Source organism: Paenibacillus eucommiae (genome assembly GCF_017874215.1).
In the GTDB taxonomy this organism is placed as follows: domain Bacteria; phylum Bacillota; class Bacilli; order Paenibacillales; family NBRC-103111; genus Paenibacillus_AI; species Paenibacillus_AI eucommiae.
This window is the reverse complement of sequence record NZ_JAGGLB010000035.1, coordinates 56,138-72,293: the sequence shown is the minus strand read 5'-3', so window position 1 is coordinate 72,293 and position 16,156 is coordinate 56,138. Positions and strand designations below refer to the sequence as shown.

Genomic DNA, 16,156 nt, shown 5'->3' with positions numbered 1-16,156 from the left:
GCTGGTTATAAAAAGCAGCGTTTGGATGGTTTGTTTTTATAATTGATCGTTTATTATTGAAAGCATGTTTAGACTAGGAGAGGTGTATGTAATTGGCTGGAAGCTTGCATGGGAAACGAATAGTGATTGCAGGATCACGTAAAACGGTTGAAATGAGCACAATTATTGAAAAGCAAGGCGGCATACCTATCATTCGCTCGCTGCAGGGCATTGTTGTTCTTGCAGAAAAAGAAGTCGAGCATGATCTGCGAACATTCATTGACAATGGCTCTGACTGGGTCATTTTCACAACGGGGATAGGACTTCAGGCTTTGTTGGACCAATCGGAGCAGCTAGGCTTTGATTCCACATTTCTGAATAAGATCAAAAGCTCCAAAGTAGCCATAAGAGGGTACAAGACGCTTGCCCTGCTGAAAAAACTAGGGATATTACCAATAGCAGTAGACCATGATGGGACGACAGAGGGACTGATTCAAGCCCTGGAAAGCTTTGATTTTACTGGACAGCGAGTAACGGTGCAGCTTCATGGAGAGCCTGTTCCCTCCTTGGTCGACTTTTTGGAGTCGAAGGGGGCTGTTGTCAGAACAATTTTACCTTATACGCACATTCCGCCAGAAAATCATGTATTGGAGCTGCTGTGCCAAGAAATGGCTGAAGGCTCAGTAGATGCGATTTGCTTCACAACAGCGGTTCAAGTGCGTTACTTTTTTCAATATATTAGAAATAACGGCTCCTATCAGCAAATTCAAGAGCTCTTTGCGACAAGCGTGCTTGCAGCGGCAGTGGGGAGAGTTACTGCGGAAGCTATACGGGAAGAAGGAGTGTCGCGTGTTCTGGTTCCTCAAAGTGAGAGAATGGGGGCTTTGATCGTCGAGCTATCGCGTTACTACCAATAATGAACATGCAAAATGTAATGACCGGCATCCTGTCAGCGTTAATGGCATGCACGGGCGGGGCTGTCTTGATCGTTAGTACTGCGGAAATGGCCGGATTTACAAGCTCAGAGCTTATTTCCTGGCTGTTTGCCGTCTATTTTCTCGGCGGTTTGTTGAATTTGACCTTATCGATTGTGTACAAAATTCCATTTGGAGGAGCCCATTCTATTACGGCGGCGGCTTTTTTAAGCATGTCAGGGATTCAATTCTCGGTTCAGGAATTAGCTGGCGCCAGTATAATGGCTGGAATCTTCATAGCTGTGTTCGGGATATCCGGCTTGTCAGGCAAGCTCCTTGCTTTACTTCCGAAACCCTTGATGGATGCAATGCTGGCAGGATTAATATTTACCCACATTGTAAAAATTGTGCCTGCTCTAAAGGACATTCCTTTCGTTGGCGGCTTAGCAGTAATTGGCTTTTTCTTACTGCCTAAGCTGAATAGAAAGCTTCCGCCAGTTCTAGGCGTGCTTAGCTTTGGATTAATTGGCCTTTTTTTGGGATATGATTTTCCAGCCTGGGAATCGTACTCTTTTGCTTGGCCGACGCTAATTCAACCTGTTTTCACTGTAAATAGTTTTTTCTCACTGGCGCTTCCGCTTGCTCTTCTGGTATTAAGCAATGATGTATTTGTAGCCCTAGCTGCACTCCGCAAAAACGGCTATGATCCCTCGGTTGTAAAAACAATAACAGTAACAGGAATTGCTACTTCAATCGCCGGTTGGCTGGGTGGTCATGCTGTTAATATTGGCGGGATGATGAGTATGCTTTGCAGCAGCAGTGAGGCGGGGCCTAAGGAGAAGCGTTATTTAGCCGGGGTAGTGTCCGGTGTGCTTGTCTCGTTATTTGGATTATTTTCCTGGAAGGTTCTTTCGTTTATCCATATACTCCCTTTATCTTTCATCGTTATTATTACTGGATTTTCATTATTAGGTGTGTTTATCAGCAGCTTGCATTCCGCCTTTTCAGTATCATCTTACCGGTATGCAACAGCCTTTACATTTGCTATTGCTGTAGCGAATGTTTCTTTTCTAGGCATTTCAGCACCGATTTGGTGCTTGCTTGTAGGCTTGGCCGCGGCGAAGCTGCTTGGAGAAGGGGAAAGAACACTAAAAGAAGGTTAGTTGTGGTATGTTTTATGGAAAACTAAGGGAGAGTAGTAAAGCAGCTGGACGAAGTATCGTCGCAGCTGCTTTTTATTTTGTTACGATATCTTCCATGCGCCATGGTGATTGTACGGAATCTCTTTTGAAAATAAAAGTATAAGCTTTGCTGCGCTTGGACCCGCCATGCTTTTGGAATTCAAGGGGCAGCTTGACTTCATCGGTTAATTTCTCATTGGAACCAGAATCGTCAAGTTTATTCTTCTCTGCTTTCTTCTGTTCCAAGAAGCGAATGTAGGACATAGATTTCATTTCCTGAACGAGACCCTCGAATTTCTCCTTGGCAATTCCTTCGGAAGCTTGGCGGAGTATTTCCGAATCTTGATGATCCATCGCTTCAACAACACTTTTTGCCAGTGCAAGTGGAGAGGCTGCATCCAAAAAAGACCGCAGACTGCCAGCTGCTTTATACACCATCAGTTGATGGGCAAGATCGGGCTGATCGGATCGATGTGTTGAACTGCCTGCGTAATGGACACAGAAATGTCCCGAAAAATCGTTGTCTGGTATGCCATCCCCACCATGCGGCATCCCGTTCATTGAGGCAGCCAGCCATTCATTTCCAGATTGGACGAGAATCGCCCTGCGCTTCCAGCTCCAATTGCCATCATAAATTTGCTTCATTATTTTTGAATCTTTTTTCGTAAGCGGCTGTACGTCTGCATGATCTTCCCCGGCCCTTCGTTGGACCTTGAAAGTAAGGCCAGTTTCCAAATCAGTAATGGAGAACTTACTTTTACGGGGCAGCATTCGTTCCGCAACTTCCCAGCTGACCAGCTTTCCATAATGCTGCTTTCTCAATGCTTCCGCAGCATGAAGTAAGCTGTCAGCGGCTTTTTTTGGCAGAACCAACCGTTTCCAAGCAGCTTCATCCACGACATTTCCGGACTTCTCCAAACGAGCTTGTATGTTGTGCCCCCCCTGCAATAAGGTTACATAAACATCGGTCAAAGAGAGGACATCAGTCACGGTCTCCTGTTTGGCTGCGAGCAAAGCTTGTGAGATTGCAGGACTATCGATATCAAGCCTGCTAATTAGCTCCGCGTTGTGACTGGAACGTACAGTTAAGTTAACTATATACTTCTGATTCTGAGATTCCTTAGCAACTGCTGCTGAAGAAACTCCTTGAAAATCCTGAAGCAAACCAGCCACTGCACATGCGAGTATGATCATAATTGCCCGATACAACCGGTTCAAAACGTAATCCCTCCTGCTTGATATCATGGAAATTTGGAAAACAGCAGCTTAAAACACCAGCAGCTCCTTTTTTAGGTTCAACCAATGGACAGATATTTATGTAAAAATAGAACGGTTGGCATATAAAAAACAAATTTTACAGGGATTGCTCCCACACTCGGGATAATTAGGGTGCGTTTAGGAAATCGTATCTACAATGATTTCGATGATAAGAGGGGTGTCGAAAAGTTGAATTGGGTTTCGTATACCGCTATTTTGCTGCTGCTTCAAGTATATATGCCAGCCAGCCTAACATTTCAACAACAGCAATTACCCATTTCCACTGTGAAGCGAGCCGATCCAGTTAAGACAGCTGTGCCACAAGTGAATTTCGAAAAAATCGAGCAATGGGCAGACCTTGATAAGCAACTCTATCAGGCGCCTCAAAACGCCCGGATCGGCAATTATGGAGAAATCGTGCCTGAACAGCTTGGTTACAAGCTGGATCACAAATTTTTCTCTGAACAATTTTTTTCCTATTTTATGGGCAGCGGGCCTTCCATCATTCAAGCGCCGCGTGTGACGATTTATCCGAAGGTGGACAGTGAACTGCTTTCCCTAATTAAAGAAAAGGCAATTGGACATTACGTTACTTATTTCAACGCCAGTAATAAAAACCGTGCTCACAATATTGCCCTTTCGGCCAAAGCAATCAACAATTATGTCGTTTTTCCAGGTGAAATTTTTTCGTTTAATCAAGTGGTTGGCATGCGAACGAAAGAGAAAGGATATCAGCAAGCACCCATTATTGTAAGCGGAGAATTATCAGAAGGGATTGGCGGCGGAATATGTCAGGTCTCCTCCACGTTATTCAATGCGATTGACCGGGCAGGGCTGCGGATCGTGCAGCGATATTCCCACAGCCGTAATGTGCCTTATGTGCTGCCAGGGCGTGATGCTACGGTAAGCTGGGGCGGGCCGGATTTCTCTTTTCAGAACCAGTACAATCAGCCTGTCCTGATCCGCATGTACGCAGGAGGAGGAAGAATGTTCGTCACGATTTACTCTTCCGATATCATCGAATACAAGCCGCGTGAAGTGCCAAGTATGTCTGAACGCCTGCCAAAAGAAATTTCGATTGAAACAGATGTAAAAAATCCTGCTCATCCTTAGAATGAGGCCAAAGAGGCCAATGAATGTACCTGATCATTTTATGGACATATCCCAGTCGTCTGAATGCTTAATACCAAATTCCGGCGCCTGGGACTTTTTTTTGAGCACTCGTGCACTCGCTGGAAATTGAGAAAGGAATATTTAATTTGACGTTGATAATAATTATCATTTACTATATGGTGAAGTATACTAGATGTGAAGTAAGGTTAGCAAAGGCGAAAGGAGGAGAACAACGTGCCATCAACGATTAGGATTAAGGATATCCATGAATATTTTGGCCGCTTCTCTGAGCATATAGATGGTAAGGTGTTGAATAAAGACGGGCAACAGCAGGTTCAACTTGCGCCAAGTTTTGGAGTGGGTACCATTACCCGTATTCCCATTCGTGAAGGAATGGAAATTATTATTTCGGATATGAAGCTGGAGCAGGATTTGAAATTGAATTTCCAGGGATCATACCATTTATTTGAGCTGAATTACTGTCTGGATGGAGACATATATTGTTCTTGGGACGGAAAGGACCATCACACGGGCAACCAGAACGGCAACGTTTGCTATTTGGAAAATATGAAGCTGTATATGGAGAAAAAAGGCGGCATTCGAACCCGAACTTTGGAGATTCGTCTAAGTCCGGATGAGTTGATGCGATATGTGAACGGTACGACGGATCAGCATGTTATGGAGAAGCTGCTATTGCAATATAAAGGGAGAATCGGAAGTTACGCTAACTCGCCACTCATACAGAAATGTGTGCTCGAGCTGTTCTACTGCACTGAGTGGGGCGCAATGAAAAGGCTATATGCGGAGAGTAAAGCAATGGAGCTTATTGCTCTGATTGGTCACGAGGGAGAGAAGGCTAGCGGGGAGCTATCCATTTCTCTTAGTGCAGATGACATAAAGAAGCTGCAGGAAGCTAGAAATCGGGTTATGAGTTTTATAGAGCAGCCATTATCGATTCGGGAACTTGCCAAGCATGTAGGAATCAATGAGTATAAGTTAAAAAAAGGATTCCGTGAATTGTTCGGCCTCACAATCTTCGAGCTTGTCCGTACCGAAAGGATGAAAAAGGCGCTTGATTTGATGGAAAATGAAGGGTTCAATGTAGGAGAGACGGCTATCGAGCTTGGCTATAGCAATATGAGCAATTTTACGTTAGCCTTTCGTAAGCAATACGGCCTGAATCCAGGACAATATATTGCACAGCTGAATCGGCGGCCGAAATTGTAAGTAGAGCAGTCCCGTTTATAGGCATTTGCTTGCAATCATTTCATCCAACTAATCTATAAAACTGATCAAACCCATGTAACCCATGTAACTCATGAAAACAATGAAACAAATCAAACCGACCAAACCGGCCCAGCCGATCAAACCGACCAAACAAATCAAACCTATCAAACAAATCAAATAAATAAAACAAATAAAACAAATAAAACCGACCAAGCCGATCAAATCCATTCAATACAAATAGTAGAAAATCCTCTGCCACGTTCACGTGTTGGAGTTTTTTTTGATCTTGTTTAGTAAAGTATATGTTTTTTATTTGCATTCAGGCAGTTATGGAAAAAGAGACATTCGAAATCATAAAATCGTGGAAAATAAGGGAACGTAAGGGAACGTAAGGGACTATTGGCTCACGAAAAGAGAATTGGGGAAGTGGAGTGACGTCGCAGCTTACTTAACGATGTTTTTCATCGTTAAAGGAAGGGTTTCCAGGTCATTCCGCAAGTTAATGATGATTTTCATCACTAAAAGAGGAAAAATGGCCTCTCTGTCGGGTTATAAAAGGGATTTTAACGATGTTTTTCATCGTTAAAGTATATATGTGGAGAGGAACTGGTGCTTTTAGCGATGAAAAACATCGTTAAAGTAACAGGTCCTTTCATTTTTTCACCCCCAGCACCTTTCCCCGCTAGAAAATCTCCTCCAACAAGAGAAAAAACCTTGTTACCTTGCTAGCTGTGTGTTTGAATTTGAGTTTGGTGTTCGTGCGATTGTAGCTGTGAGAGGGAAGGACTTGACTGGAGGAGCAATAGCGTCCGTACTTACAGATAGGTTTCTGCCGTCTAAGTCTACTCATAGAACCTATCTTTCACAGCTGTTGGAGCTCATTTCCCCATTGTTATCGGGTTAACAAGCAAATGAAGGTTGGCTGTCATCAATTAGTAGGTAGGAGCAATCCGAAAGGGAAAATGTCGTAAAAAAGCCAACCACAATATGCTTGCGAGTGGCTAAACGGCAAAATGTATGCGAAAAACCAACCACAAGCATTGTGCTTACGCGCGGCCGAAGCGGCAGCATGTATGCGGAATACCGAACACATACTGCTGTGTTATCCTGACAAAACTTGCCCCATATCCCCTCACTCCAAAACAAACCTAAGTGTTGAACACGCACCTCAAAGGACCTCGCAAAGTGTTTTTCTCAGCTCCTTTCTTAGGGGATAATACTGCTTCTATAGGTAGCTGCAAAATTTCCTTTGATTGATAATAAAGGCATGGATATCGAATACCGGTATGATGCAAAAGTATACGAGGTAAACGAATATGAGGGGAAACGAAAGGGGAAATCCGTGTTGAAAACGAAATTTGTTATTATTTTCGCTATTGTTCTAGTTGCTATGACTTCTATCGCCACGTTTAATCCTATTCTTGGGCTGCTGGCGAGAAGTTTGGGATTAACGGAAATTCAGTCTGGAAGTCTGGTTTCCATTACAGGCATATGTTGGATTCTCGGAAGTTTTTTGTGGGCGAAATGGGCGCGTACAAAGCGTAAATCAGTAATGATTATAGCTCTGCTTGGTTATCTATTGAGCCTTGCTGCGTTTGCCTATACGGCGGATCAGGCACAATCGGGAGCTATGAATCTTACTTTTCTGTATTGGCAATTGTTCATTCTGCGAGCGGCAGGAGGTTTTTTCTTTGGCGCGATTCCGGCGATGGCACAAGGCTATTTGATGGAATGGACAACAGTAGAGAACCGTGCAGCAGGTATGTCATTGTTTGGGGGAGCGAGTGGATTAGGTTTTGTGTTGGGACCGGCGCTTGGTGCATCCTTGACTTCCGTCGGCTTTACGGCACCGATGTATGCTTCGGTAATTTTATTGCTATTGGTTGTTGCAGCATTCTCGATTCTGATTTCGTCCGGACAGACCAAGTCGGATGGAGTAAATCCAGTTAAAATAGCTCCCACAGATGTGCGAATACGTCTCTATGTAGCGATTGGACTTGCCCTGTCCACTGTAATGATCATCCTTCAGGTGACATGCGGGATTTATATCCAGGATCAGTTGGCAATATCCGCTCAAAAGGCTGCACAGCTCATAGGCGTTGGGTTGTCGGTTGCGGGTCTCATTGTTGTGGTTGTACAGCTTTTGATTGGCCGTTTTCTGAAGTGGAAATCTGGACGGCTGCTGAAGATCGGTCTGCTTTCACTTTGCATTGCCTTTGCCTTATTCCTGTTACTGCCTTCCATGTATTTGATCGTATTCATCTTATTTGGAATCGGAATCGGATTTACTTTGCCTGGCTATATTACGGCAGCATCACTTGCTGTAAATGAGAATGAACAGTCATCTGTAGCGTCTTATACGGCCGCTGCGCAAGGTGTAGGTTCGTTCATTGGACCGCTCACAGGTACACTTTTTTATTCATTACATTTGTCGATCCCTTATTTTGCATGCGCAGCTTTAGTAGGAATGTTCTATGTCCTTGTTGTGAGGAAGACAAGATAAGCGTGTCATTCGCTAAAGATCTTAATCATGCGGGATAGCCCGAGGGTGGATGTTTAGCATTATTTCTAGTGTTGCAGCCCGCTTGGATGAAATGCACCTTGCCTTCTGCACTGCTGGAAGTTTCCTCCAGCTTGACAAAAGATGATCGCTGCCCCACTAATCCTATTTGATGAAGGAAATTGCTCGTATTTTGTCGAAATATAGGAGGGATGGGAGGTCAGCATGCATGCTAAAGCTGCCAGGCTATCGAACAATAGAATGCATAGGAGAAAGCTCCGATACATTCTATTATCGATGTATACATATAAAGGAAGGAATCCGTGTGATAGCCATCACAACAAGAGATGAATATCCCGGAGAGAAAGCAATAGCGTCCTATAAAAGCGAATATGAAGTATTGGGCAAGCTGGACGGTGGTGGCGCAGTGAAACCAGTATGTTTGGAATGGAGTGGGCATAGGCCGGTATTACTGGTTGAGGATTTCAATGGTATTCCATTATCTCAGTTGATAAGGAACCGAAGTCATGAGCAGCTGGGATCGGCTACAGAATTCAGCATGCATAACCTGCTTGATATAGCTTCAAAGCTCGCCGGATGCCTCAAGCAGATTCACCGGAAACATATCGTACATAATGCTATTTATCCTTTTCATATCCTTATTAATACTAGAACAATGGAAGTGAAGCTTGCCGGTTTTCGTCAATCTTCTCATCTTCACGAGCATCCAGTGCATACCGAACAATCGAATTTATCTATAGAGATGCTTCCCTACATGTCGCCGGAGCAGACGGGAAGAGTGAATCGTATGTCGGATTATCGCACAGATTTTTATTCTCTGGGTGTTACTTTATATGAGTGGTTTACCGGCAGCCTGCCCTTTTATACGAAGGATGCATTGGAACTCATTCATTCGCATATTGCAGGCATGCCGCTTCCGTTGAATGAGAGGGATCCTTTAATTCCATTGACTGTCTCCGAGCTAGTTCTTAAATGTATGCAAAAAGCGCCTGAAGCGCGTTATCGCAGCGCATTCAGTATAGAAACGGATCTGCTGGCATGCATGGATCAATGGAGCCAAACTGGCAATGTGGTCCCATTTGAGTTGGCTGACCAGGATGAGTCAGAGCAATTGCACATTTCCCCGATCATGTATGGCCGCAGAAAAGAGAAGGAACAATTGCTTCAGGCGAGAGAACGTATCTCTAGCGGGAAGTCCGAATTTGTACTTGTCAGCGGCCAAGCAGGTATAGGCAAAACCACCTTCATACGTGATACGCTGCGGAAACAGGCTTCATATGGCTTGTTGATATCCGGGAAATTTGCACCGTTTCAATCGGATACTCCATATTCAGCATGGAAACAGGCGATAGAGGAGCTCGTGGCGCAGCTGCTTACAGGAAAGGAAAGGGAAATTGAGCTGTGGAAGCTGAGGATTATGGAGGGAATTGGTGATTACGGCCAGTTACTCGTTGAATTGGTGCCCCAGTTAGAACTATTGATAGGCCCCCAACCCCATGTTCCGAACCTGCCCGCAATGGAGGCGCAAAATCGTTTTCATCTTATTCTGAACCGGTTTATTCATGTTTTTGCAGATGCGGGTCATCCGCTCATTATTTTTCTTGATGATTTGCAGTGGGCAGATGATGCTTCCCTACAGTTCATCAACCAGCTGATGCTGTACTGGCAATCCCAATATCTGCTGCTGATCGGCGCTTGCCGGGAAGAAGAGCTTGAACTGTCACACCCTATGGATCAATTGAAAGATCTATGGGTGGAAAAGGAGAAACAAGTGGTCTCCATTCGCCTTTTTCCACTAGAGGCGGAGGATATCAAGCTGCTGCTTGCTGATACTATGGGTACCACGTCCGGCAATTTGGAAGAACTGACTGCGGTTATGATGCTAAAAACCGACGGTCATCCCTTTTATATCAAGCCCTTTCTTCAGCATGCCTACGATCAGGGGTTTGTGACCTTTCAAGGTCTGGATCGCAGCTGGCAGTGGGATTTGCAGCAAATGTCTGGTATTGAAGCGACGGGGCGTGCAATTGGTTACTTATCCAGCAAGCTTGACGGCATTCCGTTGTCTACACGGCGATTGTTGAGCTGGGCGGCGTTCCTTGGAAGGAAGTTCGATCTGGAGCTGCTCACACAGCTTACCAGTCTGTCCTTGACAGAAGCAGCCGCGGGCATGGAGCAAGCCGTGAAAGCTGGTTTGCTCCATGCCGCGGGAAGCAGCCCATCAGGTGCAGCTGCTTTTGTTTTCCAGCATGATCGTATTCTGCAGGATTTGTATTCTCTTGTTCCTGAGGAGGAGCGTGCGTCCTGGCATCGACAGGTTGGCCAGTTATTGAAAAGCCGCTTGCATACACATTCTCAGCAGGAGATGCTGCTGTTTGAAGTCGTCAAACATCTGAATGCAGCTATTTCCTGTATTCGGAATGAAGCTGAAAGGCGGGAATTGGCGGTTCTTAATGATCTGGCCGGGCAGAAAGCCAAGCAATCGACAGCCTATGAAGCTGCGCTGCGCTATTATCGGCAAGCAACCATGCTGCTTGAGGAGAAAGACTGGCAAACGGATTATGAAGCGATGTATCAAACGTTTCAAGAGCGGGCAATATGTGAATTTCTGTGCGCAAACTTCGATGAAGCTGATAAATTGTTTGAAGCACTATTGCAAAAATCGGATTCTGATCTTAGAAGCGCGCAGCTCTACATTACAATCATCGAGCTGGAATCGAATCAATACAATTACCATAAAGTGATCGACCTGGGACACAAAGCGCTCCAACTGCTTCAGGTTCGGCAACTTCCGGAGACAACAAATATAAGCTTACTTCGCCATTGGCTTAGGATTCAGTGGAAGCTTCGTGGCCGAAGTGTAGAGTCACTTCGCAGTCTCCCGCCGATGACAGATCCTAGATATTTGGCTGCTATTGCTGTATTTACAAGCATGGGAGTCGTTTATTTTATGTACGACAGGCAGAGCTGGGCAAGCTCAATTCTGGTTATGTTGGAACTGACACTTGACTACGGTTGTGCTCCAGAATCATCGATTGCTTATGTGGGCATGGCTATCCTGCATACGATGCAGACCCGGAAATATAAAGATGCCTATAAGTGGGGAATGCTCGCGTGCGAAATGTCTGAATCTCATCCGAGGGTGCGTGCTATTACCATCAATGCCTTTTCTATATGTTACGATAGCTGGCGTCGTTATGATCCTGATTTGTATGACAGGTTTGTCGGCAATATTGAACGGACAAGGCTGGAGACTGGCAGTTTGTGGCATGTAAATATGAGTATTTTGTTCGCAAGCGCAATAGCCTTATTTCTTGGCAAGCCGATTGAAGGAGCCTATCAATTAATCGTAAACCATGCATATGAGATAAAACGAAATCACAGCAGTAGACAATTCAATTCTGCAGTTGTTTTGGCGCAGTTATTTGTCCGTTTAACTGGTGAGCCCCATGATAACGATCCTTTTACTGACATCGATGTGTACGATGAGTCTTTTACTCTAATCGATCAAGGTAAGCATGATCAAGGGCTTCTGGATGGCATATATTTTATGAGCTATTTAACCAGTTATTTGTTTGGGCGATACAAGGAAGCTTATATTTATGTACTTAAAGCGGACAAGCTTAACGAGGGGCGTAAAAAAGGAGAGTATGAGTATGGGGCTCATGGCATGTACTATGTCCTTATTATGGCTGCGCTCTATGACTCAGTAAGTCCGCAAGAACAACGGCAATTCTTGAAGCTCATGCAGCATTATAAAAACCACATGAAGCGTATCGCTAAGCGTTGTCCAGAAAACTATAAGCATAAATATTTGCTGCTCGCGGCGGAAATTTCGCGTGTGACAAGGCTTAAGCTCAAGGCCGAACGTTTATACGAAGAAGCTTATGTTGACGCGGAAAAGCATGGGCATGTCCACAATATGGCGATTGCTTCGGAATGTGCAGGGAAATTCCATCTTGGGCAAGGTAATGTTTATCTGGCAGCTGTGTGTATGACCCGCGCTCATCAAGCTTATTTGAACTGGGGAGCAAAGGCAAAGGCTGCCGACTTGGAAGCCCGCTTCAAGCACCTGCTGCTTATCGACAACAAGTCTCCTGTTGACGGCATCGATTACTATGCTGTAATGAAATCGGTGCAGGCGATATCTCAGGAGGTAGTGATGGAGAAATTACTGGATACGTTGATGCGGATCCTGCTCCAGAATGCTGGTGCTGAGAGGGGAGCCCTGATTTTCGAGCAGGAGCATGTCCTGTTCGTTGAAGCCTATGGAACGGCCGGCCATATCGAACTGGCAAGTGAAATGTTGGATAGCACGGACAAGGTATCAACAGCGATTGTCGGTTATGTGGCGCGAACGATGGAGGAAATTGTGCTTGAGGATGCTTCAAGTGAAGGATTATTTACGAACAGTACGTATGTTCAGAAGAGAAAGCTGAAGTCAGTTGTTTGTATGCCGATCGTCAAAAATAACCAGATGGTTTGTATTTTGTACTTGGAAAACAATATGTCTGCAGGTGTTTTCACGCATGGCAGGATGGATGTGTTGAAGCTGCTTTGCTCGCAATGCGCTATTTCCATCGATAATGCAAGGTTATATACGAACATAGAACGGTTAAAAAACAGTCTGGAGGATCAAGTCAAGGAAAGGACACGCACACTGGAGCATGCAATGGAGGAAACAGCGGCAGCGTTGACGCAAGTATCGATCCAATCTGAGCGCAACCGTATTTCTGCGGAGGTTCATGATATTGTAGGGCATGCACTAACATCAAGCATACTGCAAATCGAAGCCGGGAAGAGGCAGCTTCATACTAACAAGGAAGATGCGAGAGTGAGATTGCAAAATGTGCAAGACCAGCTCCGGCATAGTTTATCAGAAATCCGTCGCTCCGTCCATATGCTGAAGCAAGGAGAGTCCTTTGATCTCAAGGAAGAGCTTCTTAAACTGATTCGGAATACCGAGCATCAGGCCAACGTTAGCATACATGTTACTATTAAGCAAATTCCAGAGCTAACTGGTGTTTATAATCACGTTATCTACCATGCGCTTCAGGAAGGTTTGACCAATGGGATACGGCATGGTGCTGCAGACATATTCCATTTTACATTGAAAACTGAAGGTAACCTTCTTGTTTTTCGATTGGAGGACAATGGCGAAGGAGCGGACCAAATAAACCCTGGGTTTGGACTTACGGCGATGAGAGACCGGGTTGAGGGTTTAGGCGGGAACTTATATATAGAGCCAGTAACAGGGCAAGGGTGTTTGCTGCAAATAGTTATACCCTACCTTTTGTAGGAGGAGGCAAAGATGGATGAAGATGAAGATTACAGATAGTCGCTTGTACAGACTTATGATAGCGGATGATCAATTCCTCACTCGCGAAGGTTTGAAAACAATTTTGGATTCGGAAGAAGATATGGATGTTGTCGGTATGGCCAAAAATGGCATGGAGGCCTACGAGCTGGCAGCTGCCTTGCTGCCTGATCTGATATTGATGGATATCCAAATGCCTGTTATGGACGGGATAGCCAGTATAAAAAGCATTAAGCGCGATTTTCCTCATATAGTGATCCTGATTTTGACTACTTTTGTAGATGATAGCTATATCGTGGAAGGACTTTCGAGCGGGGCGAGCGGCTATATTCTCAAGGATATGGACGGTGATAGGCTGATCAGCGCCATTCGTGACGCAGCTGCTGGCCAATTCGTACTGCAAGGTGTCATTGCGGAGAAATTAGCTGCCCGCTTAGCTCGCAAAGAACATGAATATGAGGGTTCAATGGGTGAAATGCGCTTAACAGACAGGGAGGATGAGGTGTCCAGATTGGTGATGAAGGGGCTGTCCAACAAGGAAATTGCTGAAGATTTACAAATATCGGAGGGCACCGTACGTAATTATGTGAGCACCATATACAGCAAGCTTGAGGTTAATAATCGGGCTGAAGCTATCGTCCGGCTGCTGCGCAAACAGCACCCGTAAAATGTCATATGACAATGGGTATGACAACCGACACTAGTGGATTTATGCTTTTCCTCCTATTGTTATATGGAGGGGGCGAGAGAATGCCATATTATTATTTTAGCGAAGTGTGGACGCCTTTAAGCAAGATTGGCATTAAGTTTTTTCGCGATGATGAAGGGAAGCTTTGGTACAAGCTGGGCAAGCATACAAGGCGCAGACTCGGGTTTAAAACCAAGGTTACTAAGAAGACGAAGGGTAAAAAATGAGCTGCTTCAAATGCCGGCTGATCGTATTTATGTCGGAAGCTTTATTCATTAGCGTCTTAAGGCGCATCAGATACCTTATATCCTTTTTTTAGGGAAAACACAAGTTGGCAGAATAAATCGCCAGCTTGTGTTTTTTCTCATACTCAACTGTCATAAAAGCTTTTCCTACCCATTATTAGCGTTTTGTTTGGAAACTTGTTAAAATTAACAAAGTACTAAGTTCATATTTTTGGAGGAATTTGGAGTTGAAAAAGGCATTTACCTTTCAAGATGAGAAATCTAGTAAATTTTGGTGGATAGATTATAGTGGCTGTGACTTAGCTGTTAATTATGGAAAGACAGGCTCTACGGGAAAATATGAACTCAAAGAATTTGATTCTGAAGAGGAATGCACCAAACAAGCTGAATCGCTTATTACCAAAAAACTGAAAAAGGGCTATCAGCCTGCCTATGATTTTGATTTTATAGATCGTTTTTATTTTGATGATGAGGAAATAGGGCCGCATTCAAAGACTTCCCATCCAAATTTTGTAAAACATTTTAACGACGATTTTTATTATGACTGCGCGGATGAAGAAGCACCGTTCGGTAGTGATGAAGGTTCAGATGCATTGTCAATACTAAGCGAAAATCTGAGAAATAAAAGTCAGCAGAACTTTGTTGATTTTCCTAAATATATGATCGAACATGAATGGGGAATGAAATATATTCCCGTTAGCAGCCTTAAAGAAGAGGAAGTAAAAAAATTAGTCGAAACTGACGAGATGGACATGACGCAAAGTGATATGATCACTTATGCTGTGGCTTTTGGTCAGATAAAAATAACAGGGAAAGTGGATAATCAACTAAGGCAATGTGCGATCGACTCCATGGAAAGGATGAAAATAACAGCAAAAGTTTTGAACTGGGGCGAGCATTCGGAACTATTAAATAAAATGATTGAAGATTTGAAATCTTTCTGAAAAAAAGGAGTTTTAGTTATGACCGATGATTGTAAAGCCATACTAGATTTTTTGAATTGTGATTATGAGCTGTTTGAAAATGAAAAGAGTGGCGAGAACATTCTCCGCCGCTTTAACGAACTCACTGAGCTAGGCAAAGAAGATGGATTCATCCCATTGATTGTTGTTGCAAGTGATACGCTGGCTGAAACAATTGAATTTATCTTTGATGATTTTGATGTGGAAAACACGACAGAGGGTATTGCTGCTTATCGTGCAAATGTCATCAAGGAAGCTGAAAAGCTGGATGTGGGTGCGTTCTTGGCTGATCGGCTTGCGGAATACATGGATATGCACAAGGATATAAATGTATTAGGCGAATTTTCGGAGGTCGAATCAAGCGGCTATTTCTACAGCCATATGGATGGAAATACACCTCATAAGGAAATTATTCTAGCTAAAATTCCTACTCGAAACCCTTGGGAGCTTGCAGCATGGATTCCTATGGGCGGTTTTAATGACTGTCCAAATCCTAAGGAGCAAATGGCGGTTTTCCGCCGCTGGCACCAGAAATATGGGGCAGTTCCTGGTCTAGTGACTTATGAGAATTGGGAGTTGGAACTTACAAATCCGCCAAAGTCCGAAGTGGAAGCAGAAATACTGGCAAAAGAACAGTTCGCTTTTTGCTATGATATTGTGATGCAGGCAGGAAAAGGTGGAGACAGTATCCGTGCGCTTGCAAGCCAATTAAAAGGTTCTACAGCATGGTACTTTTGGTGGGATTGATGAAC

The 16,156-nt window shown here is 44.2% G+C and carries 11 protein-coding genes; 10 read left to right on the top strand and 1 reads right to left on the bottom strand.

The annotated features are described in order from the left end of the window. The first annotated feature begins 92 nt into the window (after positions 1-92). Together J2Z66_RS34570 and J2Z66_RS34565 are read left to right on the top strand one after the other, a co-directional pair. Complete coding sequence (locus J2Z66_RS34570; RefSeq protein WP_209977338.1) at positions 93-896, top strand: uroporphyrinogen-III synthase; 804 nt, start codon at positions 93-95, stop codon at positions 894-896. Continuing rightward, positions 896-2,056: a benzoate/H(+) symporter BenE family transporter gene (locus tag J2Z66_RS34565; protein ID WP_245376071.1), complete on the top strand. Its 1,161-nt coding sequence runs from the start codon at positions 896-898 to the stop codon at positions 2,054-2,056. The genes J2Z66_RS34570 and J2Z66_RS34565 overlap by 1 nt, the downstream gene beginning before the upstream one ends. 72 nt (positions 2,057-2,128) lie before the next feature. On the opposite strand, the gene J2Z66_RS34560 is transcribed toward J2Z66_RS34565, so the two are convergent. Beyond that, on the bottom strand, positions 2,129-3,292 hold the full coding sequence (locus J2Z66_RS34560; RefSeq protein WP_209977337.1) for a hypothetical protein: 1,164 nt from the start codon (positions 3,290-3,292) through the stop codon (positions 2,129-2,131). Positions 3,293-3,568: 276 nt separating this feature from the next. Between J2Z66_RS34560 and J2Z66_RS34555 the strand changes: the two genes are divergently transcribed. From J2Z66_RS34555 to J2Z66_RS34520, 8 genes are all read left to right on the top strand, one after another. After that, positions 3,569-4,444: a VanW family protein gene (locus tag J2Z66_RS34555; RefSeq protein ID WP_209977356.1), complete on the top strand. Its 876-nt coding sequence runs from the start codon at positions 3,569-3,571 to the stop codon at positions 4,442-4,444. A gap of 234 nt (positions 4,445-4,678) precedes the next feature. Further along, complete coding sequence (locus J2Z66_RS43915; protein WP_209977336.1) at positions 4,679-5,671, top strand: helix-turn-helix transcriptional regulator; 993 nt, start codon at positions 4,679-4,681, stop codon at positions 5,669-5,671. 1,249 nt (positions 5,672-6,920) lie between these two features. After that, positions 6,921-8,174 (top strand): MFS transporter, encoded by a 1,254-nt coding sequence (locus J2Z66_RS34545; protein ID WP_245376070.1) that lies wholly within the window; start codon positions 6,921-6,923, stop codon positions 8,172-8,174. Between the two features lie 226 nt (positions 8,175-8,400). Beyond that, positions 8,401-13,491: an AAA family ATPase gene (locus tag J2Z66_RS34540; RefSeq protein WP_209977335.1), complete on the top strand. Its 5,091-nt coding sequence runs from the start codon at positions 8,401-8,403 to the stop codon at positions 13,489-13,491. Positions 13,492-13,507: 16 nt separating this feature from the next. Beyond that, the gene (locus tag J2Z66_RS34535) at positions 13,508-14,176 is read left to right on the top strand and encodes a response regulator (RefSeq protein ID WP_245376069.1); all 669 of its coding nucleotides are present in this window, start codon (positions 13,508-13,510) and stop codon (positions 14,174-14,176) included. An 83-nt stretch (positions 14,177-14,259) separates the two neighbouring features. Next, positions 14,260-14,424: a hypothetical protein gene (locus J2Z66_RS34530; protein WP_209977334.1), complete on the top strand. Its 165-nt coding sequence runs from the start codon at positions 14,260-14,262 to the stop codon at positions 14,422-14,424. A 245-nt stretch (positions 14,425-14,669) separates the two neighbouring features. Then, positions 14,670-15,386 carry a WGR domain-containing protein gene (locus J2Z66_RS34525; protein WP_209977333.1) on the top strand — a complete coding sequence of 239 codons (717 nt, stop codon included), beginning with the start codon at positions 14,670-14,672 and terminating at the stop codon, positions 15,384-15,386. A gap of 18 nt (positions 15,387-15,404) precedes the next feature. Continuing rightward, on the top strand, positions 15,405-16,151 hold the full coding sequence (locus J2Z66_RS34520) for a DUF4253 domain-containing protein (RefSeq protein ID WP_209977332.1): 747 nt from the start codon (positions 15,405-15,407) through the stop codon (positions 16,149-16,151). The last annotated feature ends 5 nt before the right edge of the window (positions 16,152-16,156 follow it).